Annotated in this window: 15 protein-coding genes and 1 pseudogene; 6 read left to right on the top strand and 10 right to left on the bottom strand. The window is 74.2% G+C overall.

The genetic code is table 11. The features are described from left to right. Positions 1–133 precede the first annotated feature (133 nt). Positions 134–1,516: a glycine--tRNA ligase gene (locus J2S46_RS13635; RefSeq protein WP_073927614.1), complete on the top strand. Its 1,383-nt coding sequence runs from the start codon at positions 134–136 to the stop codon at positions 1,514–1,516. Between the two features lie 78 nt (positions 1,517–1,594). Here J2S46_RS13635 and J2S46_RS13630 read toward each other — a convergent pair whose 3' ends face one another. The 3 genes from J2S46_RS13630 to ybiA form a co-directional block, all read right to left on the bottom strand. Next, positions 1,595–2,980: a hypothetical protein gene (locus tag J2S46_RS13630; protein WP_191289208.1), complete on the bottom strand. Its 1,386-nt coding sequence runs from the start codon at positions 2,978–2,980 to the stop codon at positions 1,595–1,597. 73 nt (positions 2,981–3,053) lie between these two features. Continuing rightward, a complete protein-coding gene (locus tag J2S46_RS13625) occupies positions 3,054–4,352 on the bottom strand; it encodes a hypothetical protein (protein ID WP_191289207.1) in 1,299 nt (432 codons plus the stop codon). 7 nt (positions 4,353–4,359) lie between these two features. Beyond that, positions 4,360–4,938 (bottom strand): riboflavin biosynthesis intermediates N-glycosidase, encoded by a 579-nt coding sequence (ybiA, locus tag J2S46_RS13620; protein ID WP_191289206.1) that lies wholly within the window; start codon positions 4,936–4,938, stop codon positions 4,360–4,362. Here ybiA and J2S46_RS40840 point away from each other — a divergent pair. Further along, positions 4,937–5,242: pseudogene (locus tag J2S46_RS40840) on the top strand (hypothetical protein); the annotation flags it as partial. The gene ybiA and the pseudogene J2S46_RS40840 overlap by 2 nt on opposite strands. A 198-nt stretch (positions 5,243–5,440) precedes the next feature. Here J2S46_RS40840 and J2S46_RS13615 read toward each other — a convergent pair. Next, entirely contained in the window at positions 5,441–6,766 is a 1,326-nt protein-coding gene (locus J2S46_RS13615) for an MFS transporter (protein ID WP_229912580.1), read from the bottom strand. A gap of 299 nt (positions 6,767–7,065) precedes the next feature. Between J2S46_RS13615 and J2S46_RS13610 the strand changes: the two genes are divergently transcribed. After that, positions 7,066–7,962, top strand: a complete 897-nt coding sequence (locus J2S46_RS13610; RefSeq protein WP_191289204.1) for a helix-turn-helix transcriptional regulator — start codon at positions 7,066–7,068, stop codon at positions 7,960–7,962. Between the two features lie 45 nt (positions 7,963–8,007). Here the strand turns inward: J2S46_RS13610 and J2S46_RS13605 are convergent, their stop codons facing one another. The 4 genes from J2S46_RS13605 to J2S46_RS13590 all read right to left on the bottom strand — a co-directional run bounded on the left by J2S46_RS13605 (position 8,008) and on the right by J2S46_RS13590 (position 11,414). After that, positions 8,008–8,799 (bottom strand): alpha/beta fold hydrolase, encoded by a 792-nt coding sequence (locus tag J2S46_RS13605; RefSeq protein ID WP_191289203.1) that lies wholly within the window; start codon positions 8,797–8,799, stop codon positions 8,008–8,010. Positions 8,800–9,160: 361 nt separating this feature from the next. Then, positions 9,161–9,505: a hypothetical protein gene (locus J2S46_RS40835; RefSeq protein WP_370882188.1), complete on the bottom strand. Its 345-nt coding sequence runs from the start codon at positions 9,503–9,505 to the stop codon at positions 9,161–9,163. 128 nt (positions 9,506–9,633) lie between these two features. Beyond that, on the bottom strand, positions 9,634–10,302 hold the full coding sequence (locus tag J2S46_RS13595; protein ID WP_191289202.1) for a YdcF family protein: 669 nt from the start codon (positions 10,300–10,302) through the stop codon (positions 9,634–9,636). Beyond that, the gene (locus tag J2S46_RS13590; RefSeq protein ID WP_191289201.1) at positions 10,299–11,414 is read right to left on the bottom strand and encodes a helix-turn-helix domain-containing protein; all 1,116 of its coding nucleotides are present in this window, start codon (positions 11,412–11,414) and stop codon (positions 10,299–10,301) included. The genes J2S46_RS13595 and J2S46_RS13590 overlap by 4 nt, the downstream gene beginning before the upstream one ends. A gap of 179 nt (positions 11,415–11,593) precedes the next feature. Here J2S46_RS13590 and J2S46_RS13585 point away from each other — a divergent pair, with 179 nt between their 5' ends. Genes J2S46_RS13585 through J2S46_RS13575 form a run of 3 tightly spaced genes read left to right on the top strand, consistent with a single transcriptional unit; the run spans position 11,594 to position 12,608 of the window. Further along, positions 11,594–11,917, top strand: coding sequence for a hypothetical protein (locus tag J2S46_RS13585; protein ID WP_191289200.1), 324 nt, complete (start codon positions 11,594–11,596; stop codon positions 11,915–11,917). Beyond that, positions 11,914–12,120, top strand: coding sequence for a hypothetical protein (locus tag J2S46_RS13580; protein WP_191289199.1), 207 nt, complete (start codon positions 11,914–11,916; stop codon positions 12,118–12,120). The genes J2S46_RS13585 and J2S46_RS13580 overlap by 4 nt, the downstream gene beginning before the upstream one ends. After that, positions 12,117–12,608, top strand: coding sequence for a hypothetical protein (locus J2S46_RS13575; protein WP_191289198.1), 492 nt, complete (start codon positions 12,117–12,119; stop codon positions 12,606–12,608). The genes J2S46_RS13580 and J2S46_RS13575 overlap by 4 nt, the downstream gene beginning before the upstream one ends. Before the next feature lie 55 nt (positions 12,609–12,663). On the opposite strand, the gene J2S46_RS13570 is transcribed toward J2S46_RS13575, so the two are convergent. Both J2S46_RS13570 and J2S46_RS13565 read right to left on the bottom strand, forming a co-directional pair. Beyond that, entirely contained in the window at positions 12,664–13,248 is a 585-nt protein-coding gene (locus J2S46_RS13570; protein WP_191289197.1) for a hypothetical protein, read from the bottom strand. After that, complete coding sequence (locus tag J2S46_RS13565) at positions 13,245–13,760, bottom strand: hypothetical protein (RefSeq protein ID WP_191289196.1); 516 nt, start codon at positions 13,758–13,760, stop codon at positions 13,245–13,247. Before J2S46_RS13565 ends, J2S46_RS13570 begins: the two co-directional genes overlap by 4 nt. Positions 13,761–13,763: the final 3 nt, after the last annotated feature.

Here is a 13,763-nt window from a genome sequence, read left to right as displayed (position 1 = left end):
GTGTCGTCACCGGGCCGGTGCCTCGCTGCCGATACCGATTTGAACCCGGTACCCGTATGGCCGGTAACCTGAGGTATTCGGGTACGAGCAACCAGCCGTGCCCTGACCGTGCCGTCGTACTGAAGAGAGCACTGTGGCCGCCGACAAGATCGACACGATCGTCAGCCTGAGCAAGCGCCGTGGCTTCGTCTACCCCTGCAGCGAGATCTACGGTGGCCAGCGCGCCGCCTGGGACTACGGACCGCTGGGTGTCGAGCTCAAGGAGAACATCAAGCGCCAGTGGTGGCGTTCGATGGTCACCGCGCGGGAGGACGTCGTCGGGCTCGACTCGTCGGTGATCCTGGCCCGCGAGGTCTGGGAGGCCTCCGGCCACGTCGCCACGTTCAACGACCCGCTGACCGAGTGCCTCTCCTGCCACAAGCGGTTCCGCGCGGACCACCTGGAGGAGGCGTACGAGGCCAAGCACGGCAAGCTGCCGGCCAACGGCCTCGCCGACCTCAACTGCCCCAACTGCGGGAACAAGGGCTCCTTCACCGAGCCCAAGGAGTTCTCGGGCATGCTGAAGACCCACCTCGGCGTCACCGAGGAGGCCTCCGGCCTGGCCTACCTGCGCCCCGAGACCGCGCAGGGCATCTTCACCAACTTCAAGGCCGTCCAGCAGACCTCGCGCAAGAAGCCGCCGTTCGGCATCGCCCAGACCGGCAAGAGCTTCCGCAACGAGATCACGCCCGGCAACTTCATCTTCCGCACCCGCGAGTTCGAGCAGATGGAGATGGAGTTCTTCGTCAAGCCGGGCGAGGACGAGGAGTGGCACGAGTACTGGCTCCAGCAGCGCTGGGACTGGTACGTCGGCCTCGGCATGAAGACCGAGAACATGCGCTTCTTCGAGCACCCGAAGGAGAAGCTCTCGCACTACGCCAAGCGCACGGTGGACATCGAGTACCGCTTCAACTTCGGCGGCACCGAGTTCTCCGAGCTGGAGGGCGTGGCCAACCGCACCGACTACGACCTCACGGTGCACAGCGAGCACTCCGGCCAGGACCTCAAGTACTTCGACCAGGAGTCCGGCGAGCGGTACTTCCCGTACGTCATCGAGCCGGCGGCAGGCCTCAACCGCGCGATGCTGGCCTTCCTGCTCGACGCCTACTTCGAGGACGAGGCGCCCAACGCCAAGGGCGTCATGGAGAAGCGCGTCGGCATGCGCCTTGACCCGCGCCTGGCGCCGGTCAAGGTCGCGGTGCTGCCGCTGTCGCGCAACGCCGACCTCTCGCCCAAGGCCCGCGGCCTCGCCGCCGACCTGCGCACCGCGTGGAACGTCGAGTTCGACGACGCGGGCGCGATCGGCAAGCGCTACCGCCGCCAGGACGAGATCGGTACGCCGTTCTGCGTCACGGTCGACTTCGACACCCTTGAGGACAACGCGGTCACCATCCGCGACCGCGACACCATGGCGCAGGAGCGGGTCTCGCTCGACCAGGTCAAGACCTACCTGGCGAGCCGTCTGATCGGCTGCTGACAGCACGCTTCGGCCCCCGTACGCCATCGCGGCGTACGGGGGCCTTCGTATGTCCTGGACCCGCCCGCGGGGCGCCGGTCAGCGGCGGGAGCGGCGGGAGCGGGGCGCCGGCGGCTCGGTCGCCAGGCCGGCCGCGCGCAGGGCCGCCTCGGCCGCTCGCCGGCGGCCCGGGTCGCCCTCGGCGACGGCGGTCAGCAGCGTGCCGTACCGGCCGGGGTCGCCGGCCAGCGCCACGCCGACCTGCGCCAGTTCGGCGGGCTGCCGCAACGCCACCAGCTCCCGCAGCAGGGCGCCGGCCAGCGGCTCGGTCAGGGCGGCGGCCAAGGCGGAGATCTCCGGGCCGGGCCGGGCGGCGGCCTGGCGCAGCAGGGTCCGGGTGTCGCCGGGCCGGCCGGCCGCGTGCAGCCGCTCGGCCAGGGCGGCCAGGTCGGCGGGCGGCGCGGAGCCCCATTCCCAGAGCAGGGTCTGCCCGTCCGCGTCCTGGCCGGAGCGTTCCAGTGCGGCCAGCAGCTCGGGCAGGACGGCGGCCGGGTAGCCCCAGAGGGCGTGGAACAGCTCGGCCGCCTCGCTGACCAGGGCCGCCCGGCGCAGTTCGGCGAGGGTCCCGGCGGCGTGGCCCGGCGCCCCGTGGGCGACGGCCCGGGCGAGGTAGGCGGCGGCGCCGGCCGGGCCGCCGGAGCGGAGCAGCGCGGTGAGCCGGGCGACGTCGGCGGGGGCGAGGGTGACGGCGGCCTGGGCGACCAGGGCGGCCGACTCCTGGGCGGAGCCGCGCCGGTGCAGGCCGGCGATCCGTTCGGCGAGGCCGGCCAGTTCGGCGGGGGTGCGGGGCTGCGGGGCCGGGGCAGGCGGGGCGTGGAGGTCGGCCGGCCCGGCATCGTCGGTCCGGGCCTCGGCCGGTGCCGGACCGCCCGCGGCGGCGTCGTCCGGGTCGGTCTGCCGGGCGGCCCGTCCGCCGCCGAAGCGGGCGCCCGTGGCCCGCGGTGCGGCGGCCGTCGGCGGGGTGTCGGCCGGGGGTGCCGGCGCGGGCGGTGCGGCGGGCTCCTGCTCGTACGCGCCGCCGAAGCGCGCCCCGGTCGGTCGCTTGCGCCGGGGCTCGGGCGCCGGGGCCGGCGCGGGCTCGGGGGCGGCGGCCTGCGCCGGTACGGCCGCCTCGTCCTGGCGCCGGAGCCGGTCCTCGACGGTGAGCAGGTGCTCGCTGAGTTCCAGGCAGCGGGCGCCGAGGGACTCGCGCAGTTGCCGGGCGTGGTCGAGCTGGCGCAGCAGTTCGGGGTCGGGCTGCTGCTGGGGCTGGGCGTAGCCGTGGTCACGACCGGGCAGGCTGACCGCGCGGACGGCTTCGCCGAGCCGGCGTTCGCGCTGGGTGGCGTACTGGCGGGCGCGCAGCAGTTCGTCGAGTTCGGCCCGCAGCGCCCGGGCGTCCTGTCCCACCGATGAGCGGGTCCTGCTCTCCTGGTGCACCGTCATCGCCCGCCCGACCTCTCCACCGTGCCCCGACCCTGGTTGCCGGTCATCCTGGCGGGGCGATACGGCGGGCGTGTTACGGCCGTGAGTCCGCTCGTTTTCGGTCCGGGGAGGAATGCCCGTCCGGTGTACGAACAGGGTCGGCGTGAGGTGCCGCCCGGGGCCGGCGGGCGGCGCCGGGGCCGTCCAGGAGGCGGTCGGCCGGCGCGCGGTCGGCCTGTAGACGGTCGGCCAGCGCGCCCGCGGCGACGGCTGCCAGCAGGAAGGCGGTGGCCGCGCGCAGCAGGCCGGCCTCGTAGTACGCGTCCGGCACCCAGCGGGCCGCGGGCCGGGCGGCGGCGAGGCCGGCCGCGCCGGCGAGGGCGAGCCGGCCCGGCGCGCCCGCCCGCAGCGCGGGCAGCGCGGCCGTGAGCAGGACCAGCAGTCCGCCGGCGAGCGCCACCACGGGCGTCCCGAACGCCGTCCCGTAGCGCACGGCGAGCGCCGGTACCAGGAAGAGGACCAGGCCCCGGCGCAGCAGCGTCCCGATCGCCGAGACCGCGGGCCCGGCCGGCGCTCCCCGCGCGGGCAGCGCGACCCGGACCCGGTGCACGGCGGCGAGCACGGCCACCGCCCCGGCCGCGGCCGGGAGTTCGGCGCCGAGCCGGCCCAGGTTGTACAGCAGCACGGTGTCGTAGAGGGCGAGCACCAGGCGGCCGACCGCCCACAGGCCGACGCCGAACAGCAGCAGCCCGGCCGCGCCGGCCGGCGGCGCCGGGGCGTCGTCCCGGGCCGCGAGCCGGCGGATCAGCAGCGGCGTCAGGGCGGCGGAGAGCACCCGCAGCAGGATGTCGTCGACGGTGTACGGGTTGTGCAGCTGCCACTCGACGGCGCAGAAGGCCACCGTGTACGAGACGGCGGCCAGCGGGAGGAGCGGCGAGCGGGCCGCCCGCCGGTACAGCCCGGGGTCGAGCATCCGCAGCACGGTGGCGAACGCCAGCAGGACGAAGGGCAGTTCCAGCAGCGCGGGGACGCGCAGCACCGACGGCGCGAGCAGCCGAGGGGCGGGCCAGTGCGCGGCGAGCCACCGCACCGGCGCGTTCCCGTCGGCGAGCGCGAACCACCCGGCGGGCAGGTGGCGGGTGATGAAGGAGGTGTCCCCGCCGTGCTCGCGCAGCACGTACACGGTGACCAGCACCTGGTTGAGGGTGAGCAGCGCGATCACGACGGCCAGGGCCGCGCCCGTGCCGGGCGGCCGGCGGCGGGGCGGGGCCACCGGGCCGGCCGGGGCGGGCGATCCGGGGGCCGCGCGCAGGACCTCGGGGGCGAGGAGCAGGCCGGCCAGGACGGAGGCCAGCACGGTGGCGTCGATCAGCAGCGGTACCGGGGCGGGCACCGGGCGCTCACGCCGAGAGCCGTGCGCGGGCCGCCATCAGGGCGAAGCCGAGCAGGTTCAGCCCCCGCCAGCGGGCCGGCTTCGTCACGTCCTCGTGGTCGGCGGCCAGCCCGACGCCCCAGATCCGGTCCACCGGGCTGGCCTCCACCAGGACGCGCTGGGAGGTGTCCAGCAGGTACGACCGCAGCGCCTGGTCCTGCCCGAACTTGGCGACGCTGCCCGCGACCACCAGCTCGAAGCGCTCCGCCGTCCAGCGCTGGTCGTCGAAGCCCGTCACCTGCCGCCCGAGCGCCTTGGCCTCCGCGGGCGTGCGGGCCTTGAGGATCCGCGGCACCATCTGCTCGTCGCCGAACATCCGCGCCTTGCCCGCCATCATCCAGTGCTCGGCCGTCGGGTAGGTCACCCCGTCGACGACGAACGGCGACGGCCACCACTGGCTCAGCGCCCCGGGGCCGATCCTGCCGCCGGGCTGCGGCCGGTGACCCCAGAACAGCAGGTACTTCGGCCGGACCCCGGCCGCCACCAGGGCGGTGAGCTCCTCGCGGTCGCGGGTCTCGGCGGGGGCGGTGGGGCGGCTGATCGTCATGGGGGCATCCTCGCACCGTCGGCGGGGGAGGGGCGCGGGGTTTTCCGGGCGGCGCGGATGGTCACTGCGCGCCGTGCTCCGGGCCGGGCGAGCCCCCGGGGACGGGGCGGGGCGTGGCCGATCCACCACCCTGGGTGACGTCCCGCTGCGGCGAGCAACCCGGAGCCGACCGGTGATCGTGACGGAACGGCAGGGGCGGCGCGGCCCCACCGCCGCGGAGCACCAGGCCGAGTTCGACCGGCTGGCCGCCCGCGGCTTCCGGCCGCTGCGGGTCCGCGGCCACGAGCCGGCCGGCGTCCGGCTGTTCGCGAGCGTCCGGGCGGTGCAGGGCGGCAGCGCCTGGCAGGCCCGCCACGACCCTGATGCGGCAGGTGCGGCAGGCGGTGTGACCCGCCGGGCCGCCGACGGCCGCCGAAGGGCGGCCGGGGCGCGGCGCCGCAGCCCCCCGGACGCGAGGCCGCTCCCGCCCCGGGGCACCGGGGACGGGAGCGGGCCCGTACGCTCACCCCACCACCCTCGGCAGCCGCAGGCTGAGGCCGAGGATGGTGAACGAGCCCAGCAGTTGGATGCCCAGTACGAGGGCGAGCGCGTGGCTCATGCCGAGCGAGGGGGAGAGCGCGAGGTAGAGGGTGCCGAGGGTGGCCACCCCGAGCGCCAGGCTGGACTGTTGACCGGTCGCCAGTACGCCGCTGCCGACACCCGCCCGCTCCGCCGGGACCTTGGAGAGCACGATCCGGAACAGCGGGGTCCCGATCAGGCCCTGCCCGATGCCGGCCAGGGCGACGCCGGGTGCCATCCGCAGCGGCGAGAAGTGCGCCCAGTCGGTGAGCACCGTGGTGGCGAGGGTGGCCAGTCCGAGGGCCTGGACGACCGCGCCGGCGGCCAGCACCCGGCTGCCGAAGCGCCCGATCAGCCGCGGCCCGGACAGCGAGGCGGCGAAGTACCCGACGGCCATCGGCACGAGGGCCCAGCCGGCCGCGACCGGCCCCAGCCGCAGGCCCTGCTGGAGGGCGACGGCGACGACGAACATGAAGCCGCCGAAGCCGGCGAAGTACGGCACCGCGATGCCCAGGCCCCGCCGCATCTCGGGGATCCGCAGCAGCGACGGCGGGACGAGCGGCAGGCCGCCGGCCCGCTCCGAGCGGCGCTCGACCTGGACGAAGGCGGCGACCAGGAAGGGGAACAGGGCGAGCAGCAGCCAGGTCCAGAGCGGCCAGCCGACCGCCCGGCCCTCCATCAGCGGCACCAGCAGCGCCAGCAGCGAGGCCGTCAGCAGGGCGGTGCCCGGCACGTCCACCCGGGCGGCCTGCGGGGAGCGGCTCTCCGGCACGTAGCGGAGCGCCAGCACCAGGGTGAGCAGCGCGAACGGGACGTTGAGCAGGAAGACCGAGCGCCAGCCGGTGCCGAAGAGGTCGGCGGCGACCAGCATGCCGCCGAGCACCTGGCCGATCACCACGGAGAGGCCGCCGGCCGCGCCGTAGATGCTCAGCGCCCGGGCCCGGCGGGCGCCGCCGGTGGCCGCGGTGATGGTGGCGAGCACCTGCGGGAGCAGCAGCGCCGCCGAGGCGCCCTGGGCCGCGCGGGCGGCGACCAGGGTCCAGGCGCCGGGGGCCAGCCCGCAGGCGAGCGAGGTGAGGGCGAAGGCGGCGGCGCCGATCACGAACAGCCGGCGGCGGCCGAAGATGTCGCCGAGCCGTCCGCCGAGGACGAGCAGGACGGCGAAGGCGATGCCGTACCCGGCGGCGACCAGCTCCAGCAGGGCCGGGCCGGCGGCGAGGTCGTGGTCGATGGTGGGCAGGGCGACGTTGACGATGAAGAAGTCGAGCATCGGCAGGAAGGCGCCGAGCAGGACGGTGACGAGTCCGGCGGTGCCGAGGGTGCCGGCGCCCGGGGTGGGGGCGCCGGCGGCCGCGGCGCCGGTCGAGCCGGTGTCGCGGGAGCCGGTGGCGGGAGCGGTGGCGGTGATGATCGATCGTCCCGGGTGCGGGGTGGCGGGGGCCTTGACTGCTTCTAGTGGCTGGGTCACGACTACTACGATCGGCCGCCGCCTACCCTGGTACCAGAGTCTCTTTATCCAGGTATAGGAAGTACCTGGCAACCGGCTGCGAGAAGGTGCATGCTGGTGCCATGAGCCTGAGCACCGCACCCGCCGACCCCGTTGCCGGCATCGGCGCCGGCGGCCGGTCCGCACCCGTGGAGGCGCCTGCCGAGGCGCGCCGGCACGAGCTGGCGGCCTTCCTGCGCAGCCGCCGCGAGCGGATCGCCCCCGAGCAGGTCGGCCTGCCCGTGACCGGCCGCCGCCGTACCCCGGGCCTGCGCCGGGAGGAGGTCGCGCAGCTCGCCGCCGTCGGGGTCACCTGGTACACCTGGCTGGAGCAGGGCCGGGCCATCCAGGTCTCCGTCCAGGTCCTGGACGCGGTCGCCCGCGCGCTGCTGCTGGACCGGAACGAGCGGGCGCACCTGTTCGCCCTCGCCGGCGCGGACGACCCCTCGCCGGTGCAGGAGTGCGCCACGGTGACTCCGGCGGTCCGCCTGATGCTGGACCAGTTCGGGCCGATGCCCGCGGCCGTGGTGAACAGCCGGTACGACATCCTGGCCCACAACCACGCCTACACCCACCTGGCCGGGGACCTCGAGGCGCAGCCCTTCGAGGACCGGAACCTGCTCTGGATGGCCTTCACCCCCTCGCGCTTCCAGGACGTCCTGGTGGACGTCGAGGTCGAGCGCGAGGGCATGGTGGCCCGGTTCCGCTCCGCGATGGCGGACCACAGCGCCGAACCCGCCTGGAAGGCCCTGGTGGCCCGGCTCCGGCAGGCCTCCCCGGACTTCGAGGCCGCCTGGGCGCGCCACGAGGTGGCGCGGCCCGGCAACGGCGTCAAGCGCTTCCTGGTCCCCGGCGCCGGTCTGCTCAGCTTCGACTACACCGGCCTGTGGCTCGGCCCCCGGGCCGGCTCCCGGATGGTGGTGTACACCCCGCGCTGCGAGGAGACCCGGGAGCGGCTGGCGCTGCTGGCCGCCCGGTAGGCCGCCGCCGGCGGGCGGATGCCGGCGCCCGGGGCGGGCCGGCCGTCAGCCCTGGGCGTCGAGGAACGGCCGCAGGGCGGCGGTGAGTTCGGCCGGCGACTCCACGGCGATCAGATGGGCCGCGTCGGGGAACTCGACCAGCTCGGCGCCGGGGATCTCGGCGGCGTAGCGGCCGGCGATGGCCTGGAAGTCGGCGTTGTCGCGCAGGCCGATGCCGACCAGGGCCGGGACGCCGATCGTGGCGACCTCGTTGCCCGTGACGCCCCGGGACAGTTCGCCCACCGCCTCCTGGTTGGCCAGTGCCGTCCGTACCGGCCTCCGGAGCCGCTCGGTCAGCCCGGGGTCGATCTCCTCCCAGCCGCGGGTCGCCCCGCGCAGCCACATGTCCAGGTTCACCTGGACGGCGGCGTCCAGGTCTCCGGCAGCCAGGGCCTTGGTCTCCGCCTCGTCGTAGGCGAACATGTCCGCCGACCAGTCGTACCCCGGCCACGGCGCGGCCAGCAGCGCGAGGGACCGCACCCGCTCGGGGTGGGCGAGGGTGAAGCCCACCGACACCCGGCCGCCCCAGGAGGCCCCGACCAGGTGGACCCGCTCGTGGCCGAGGTGGTCCAGCAGCCGGAGCAGGTCGTCGGTCTCGCCGAACTCGCCGCTCGGCACCGGGGATGCGCCGAAGCCGCGCAGGTCGTACCGGACGACGGTGTACCGCTCGGCGAGCGCGGGGACGACCGCGTCCCACATCCGGTGGTCGGCGATGCCGGCATGCACGAGGACGACGGGCGGACCGTCACCGGTGACGGTGTACGCGAGGTGGCCGAGTTCGTCGGCGAGGTTGATCATCCGGGCATGGTGGCAGGTTGGCGGCGTACATGCCACCGGGTTCCCGTGGCGGACCGGTTGCCGCTGCGGGCGGAGCCTCCGGCGCACCTCCAGCGCGGGAGGGACCTGCGCCTGTTCAACGGCGCCGTCCCGCCGTGGCCGGAGGTGCGCCGGAGGCGAGCCCGGTCGGGCAGGCGCTCGCGGAGCGCCTCGGAGTGCCGTTCCACGTCGCGAGCCCCGACCTGCCGGACGACTCCGCTCCGCGCTGGCGGACCTCCGCCGACCGCGGTTGCGCCGGGCCCGCCGACCGGGCGGGGACGTCCTACCGGGTTCTGCCCGTCGATGTGGTCAACTGGTGGCTCCGCGCGCCGGTGCGAACCGGTCACCGGTCGGTGGCCAGGCCCGTCGGCACCGCGGAACCCGCCCCGGCCGACGGCCTGCCGGCCAGCCGGCCGGGGCGGGACCTCACACCCTCGGGGAGGCGCCGCGTTCGCGCGGGATCGGGCCTGTCTGAGGTGGTCGGCGCCACCGCGGGTCGGCGAACCCGCCGCTCTCCGTGGCCGAACCGTCGGCACTGGCTGGAGTTTTCAGGCCACGGTGAACTCGCCGGTGGCGGTGGCGGTGACGAAGGCCTGCCAGGCCTCGGCGGGGAAGAGGAGGGCGGGCCGTCAGGGTTCTTGGAGTCGCGGACGGGCGTGAGGTCGGGGTAGCCGTCGGCGACCTCCACGCAGCCGTTCTGCCCGCCGCTGTATGTGCTCTTGCGTCAGGGAGCTATGGCCGAATCACGTTGCATGGTTCTCGAATTCCTTCCGTACAGCGCGGATGAGGGCGAGCGAGGCGGCCTGTGGTAGCCGCTCAGCGGAGGAGACGGCTGTCGAAGCCGCCGTCCAGGAGGCGTCCGTAGGCGTCACGCACTCTCACTGGTACGTCCTGCTCGATGGCGAAACCGAGCCGCGGGTACTCGATGACCCGCTGCAGGTCGCCCACCAGATTGTCGATGACGAGGGTGTCATCGCCGATGGCCTCCACGTAGTCGTCCAGGCTCATGGGTGCTGACGCGCAAATCACCTCGACCTCCGGCCAAAGCCTGCGACACGTCGCGTAGGCCCGGCGTTCCATGTAGGGCATGGAGATGAGCATCACCGACCGGACGTCCAGCCCCGCCGTAGCGAGCGAATCGCGGGAGAACTGGATGTTCTGGCCGGTGTTCCGCGCCGTCGGCTCCTGCAGTACGGCGTTGGCGGGAACGCCCAGGGCGACGGCCTGCTCGGTGAAGTGAGCCGCCTCGCCCCGGGGGAAGCGCTCAGGGTGAGTCGGGTTGGGTCCGCCGGTGAACACGAGCGTGGTGAAGAGGTTGGCGTGGAACAGCTCGGCGGCGTAGGTCGGCACGCCGAAGTCGTGACTGCCCAGGCCGATCGCGGCGTCGCAAGGGCGCAATTCGTGCTTCATCTGGTGGTAGTCCCAGATCAACGCGGCATCGGCCCACTGCTGGTCGGTGATGCGGCACTGCTGCGTTTCCGTCATCCTGGCTCTCCAGTCACCCCGGGGCCGAGGGTTGGTGGCGACTGTGTGAACTGCCGTCTGATTCCCTCGATGCTCTTCAGTTGGTGGCTCATACCGTACTGGGCGGCCTGCCGTGCAGCCGTGTCCAGCACATGCAGACCCTCGCCGGCGGTCGCCCGATCGGACAGCAGGATGTGTCCGTGGGCGGTGGTCAGGCGTACACGCTGCATCGGCGAGTCACCCGCGCTCGTGCTCCTCGCCACCTCGATCAGGCGAGAGGCAGTCTCGAGGTTGCCGGCGCCTCGGTGGGCCAATGCCAATTTCTGGTGTGCCACCGACCAATCCTCGGGCTCGCCGAGACCCTCGAACGCCCGGATCGCGGATTCCATGACGCTTGCAGCGTAGTCATGCTCGCCGCTCTTGCTGAGTGCTGTGCCCACCCAGAGCCGTGCGCGGGCCCGATCGCGTGGGCTCAGTCGGTCATCGACGGCAAGATGTTCGTACCGCTTTGCTGCCAGGTCCAGCTTGCCGGACATCTCGGATACTACTGCCAGCGACAGGTCCAGTTGAGCGACTCGGCGAGGGATGCCCAACTGAGTGAAGAGAGCGTGCGATTCCGAGTATGAGTGCGAGGCTGACAGAGGCCCGACGAGAGCGCCTTTGTCGCGCTGGAGGTCCCCGAGCAGCGTGGTGGAGCGGGCATACAGGTATAGGCCCTTCTCGTCGAGTTCCCGTGCCGGCCAGCGCCCTCGCCACCTGTCGAGCAGGCTGGCAGCGAAGTTGAAGTCCTGACGACTGAGCGCGGCCACGGAGCGGTCGATGTCCTCGGTCCAGGACTCGTAGTCCCACAATCGTGGGCTGTTTGCGGGGTCCGGCTGAGATTGAGCTGGGCCGCTGCCCTCAGACAGAAGCGACTCGAAGCGTAGGTGCGTCGCCGGGTCGCACCGCGCGAGCGCGGTGTCGAGGATGGCTTGAGTGTCTGCCCGAGGCACCGTCGTGGCGCCGAGCTTCTCCCAGTTCGACACAGTGCGAACTGCCACGCCCAGGTCCCCTGCGAAGTCCCGCACGCTGCGCCGACTTGCCTTTCGGAGGGCGCGTGCCTCAATGCCACTCCATTGCTGAACAGTCGTCATGTCCGCCTCGCACTGTGGGAGAACTCATCGAAGCATGCATCGAGGCGAAGGTGCTCCGGAACTGCCACGAAAGTGCAACGCTGCGGCATTCCCAAGCGATTCCGGGGGCGGCAACCTTGAGGCATCCCCAGGTGCCCCAATTCGGGCGTATCCCCAGCTTCATATGAAAGGAAATACGTATGGGAGCAGGTGTTTCTTCGAAGCTCGAGAAGGAGCTTGATTCGTCCATGGGCAAAGCCGCCCCTTGGGTTGATCCGGTGCGACCGGAAGGGCCTTCGGCTGGTGTTGCGCCGATCCCGTGGTCGCCTGGCGCTGGTCAAGCCGTCGCCGTCGTCCCCCCGGACTGGGAGATCACCGATCCGGCGGCCCCTCGTTGCCGGGGCGAAGTGGTCGACGTGGTGGGTGACTTGGTGACAGTCCGGGTGCTCGGGCACCTGCGGTTGCGGCGGGTGCACCAGGTGGCGGCGTGGACGGGCGAGGAACAGGAGGAGGGTGCGCGATGAGCGACCGGGCGAAGCCGTACCGGCCCCGCGAGGGCGAGACGGTACGGGACAGCAGGCGCCGGCTGACCGGTGTCTGCATGGACACCCAGGGCGGCTGGGTCTACCTGAGCCCCGAGGGCGGGGGAGTGGAGTGGACGGCGAGGCCCGAGCACATCGCGCCGCTGGGGGACCTGGGCGCCGACGGGGAGGAGGGTGCGGCGTGAGGAGTCCGGACGGGGTGCGGCCGCTGGTCACGGCGGGCGTGGTCGTGGTGGCCGCTGCGGCGGTCGCCGTTGCCGCCGTGATCCCGGTCCGGGGCGGCCCGCCGGGGACGACGGGGCTGGTGGCACTGCTGGCCTTCGCGATGGCGCTGATGACGGGCATCGCGGTCTCGGGAGCACCGGAAAGGGCAAGGGCGGAGACAGCGGCAGGAACGGGGGCAGACACGGAGGAGACGGTGGCGCGGCAGCCGGCCCGCCATGAGGCCGTGCTGCCGCCGCCCGCGCCGGCGGAGGAGGTGCCCCCGCGGCGAGGGCGTTGCTTCGGTTGCGTCCGACTTGCGGCGGTGACCGAGACCGGGGTGCTCGCCAGGGGCGGGGTGGAGGTGCCGTTGTACGTCTGCTCGTCCTGCCTGGAGCACCTGGAGGCCTGGCACGCGGCGCAGCTCCCCGTGGCCCGGGCGGACCGGACGGGCGCCGGGTTCGCCCCGTGACCCCGGACCCGCCGCCCCGCCGACCCGGCGGAGGGACCGGCGGCGTCGCCCGGGCCTACCGGATCGCCGGACTGCTCGCCGCCGTGACGGGCCAGGACGTCCGGCTCGCCAGGATTCCCGCCGGGTACCGCCTGACCCTCGCGGCCCCGGCGGACCCGCTGATCCAGGGCGCCCTGCTGCCGGTGCTCGGCGCCACCACGCGCTGGGGGTACGCGAGCCGCACCGGGCTCTGGTGCGAGGTCGACGGCTGAGCGGCCGGGGCGCCGGCCCGGGCCACGAGCAGGCAGGCGGCGGCCAGGGGCAGTTCGACGCACAGGGCCATCACCAGCGCCGAGGCGAGGGCGACACCGGGTGCGGCCGTGACCACGTCGGCGAGGGCATCGGCGCAGAGCAGCACCGCGGCGCCGGCCGCCGTCCGACGGGCCGACCGTGCAGGATGTGTGAGCAGGACATGGGTGGCGGCGAGCGCCCCGAACTCCAGGGTGTCCAGCACCACCCACCAGGTCTCCCCGCAGGCGGCCAGCACCGCCAGCCAGGGCAGCAGCGCGAGGGCGGCCGGGCCGGGCAGGCGTACGGCCAGGCGTTCGCAGGGGCCGAGAGGTTCCGGGCGTCCAGGGCCGGGACGGGTGGCGGGATTCACGCCGCATCGCCGCCGTGGGCGCCCGTGGTCCTGGACCGGGACCGGACCAGGGGCAGCCGCTCGGCGGGTGCCTCACCGGTGGAGTCCCGTACCGTCACGGTGCTGAACGGGCCCTCGGCCCAGGCCAGCCAGAACACCCCGGACACCGTCACGGCGGGTGCCACCAGCCGGGCCCGGCGCCGCAGCGGCAGCCGTCCGGCGGAGAACTCCACCACCGGGACGGGCCCGTGGGCCGGCAGCCGGCCCCAGGCGAACGAGAGGCGCCGCCCGCCGTCCGTGCTGCGCCGCGCGCCCCGCAGCAGCCGGGCCGAGAGCCGCGAGAGGACCAGGACGTCCAGCAACTCGCCGTGCTCGTAGACCTCCAGGGCGGGCCGCCCCCGCCGGTGCCCACCGCCGCCACCGCTGCGGCGGACCTCCCACGGCCCTCCCGGCGCGGCCGGCTCCCGCCCTTCGTCGCGGGTGCCCGACGGTGCGTCCGCCGCCTCCACTGCTGTCCCCGTTGTCCTCGTCATGCC

It is taken from the genome of Kitasatospora herbaricolor (assembly GCF_030813695.1).
GTDB lineage: Bacteria > Actinomycetota > Actinomycetes > Streptomycetales > Streptomycetaceae > Kitasatospora > Kitasatospora herbaricolor.
The sequence above is the reverse complement of the archived record's forward strand: the minus strand, read 5'-3'. Positions and strand labels throughout refer to the sequence as shown.

Coding starts and splice junctions, on each gene's coding strand:
- J2S46_RS13630 (WP_191289208.1), bottom strand. CDS start 2,980: ATGACGGTGCACCAGGAGAGCAGGACCCGCTCATCGGTGGGACAGGAC.
- ybiA (WP_191289206.1), bottom strand. CDS start 4,938: ATGACGATCAGCCGCCCCACCGCCCCCGCCGAGACCCGCGACCGCGAG.
- J2S46_RS13615 (WP_229912580.1), bottom strand. CDS start 6,766: ATGCTCGACTTCTTCATCGTCAACGTCGCCCTGCCCACCATCGACCAC.
- J2S46_RS13610 (WP_191289204.1), top strand. CDS start 7,066: ATGAGCCTGAGCACCGCACCCGCCGACCCCGTTGCCGGCATCGGCGCC.
- J2S46_RS13605 (WP_191289203.1), bottom strand. CDS start 8,799: ATGATCAACCTCGCCGACGAACTCGGCCACCTCGCGTACACCGTCACC.
- J2S46_RS13595 (WP_191289202.1), bottom strand. CDS start 10,302: ATGACGGAAACGCAGCAGTGCCGCATCACCGACCAGCAGTGGGCCGAT.
- J2S46_RS13590 (WP_191289201.1), bottom strand. CDS start 11,414: ATGACGACTGTTCAGCAATGGAGTGGCATTGAGGCACGCGCCCTCCGA.
- J2S46_RS13585 (WP_191289200.1), top strand. CDS start 11,594: ATGGGAGCAGGTGTTTCTTCGAAGCTCGAGAAGGAGCTTGATTCGTCC.
- J2S46_RS13580 (WP_191289199.1), top strand. CDS start 11,914: ATGAGCGACCGGGCGAAGCCGTACCGGCCCCGCGAGGGCGAGACGGTA.
- J2S46_RS13565 (WP_191289196.1), bottom strand. CDS start 13,760: ATGACGAGGACAACGGGGACAGCAGTGGAGGCGGCGGACGCACCGTCG.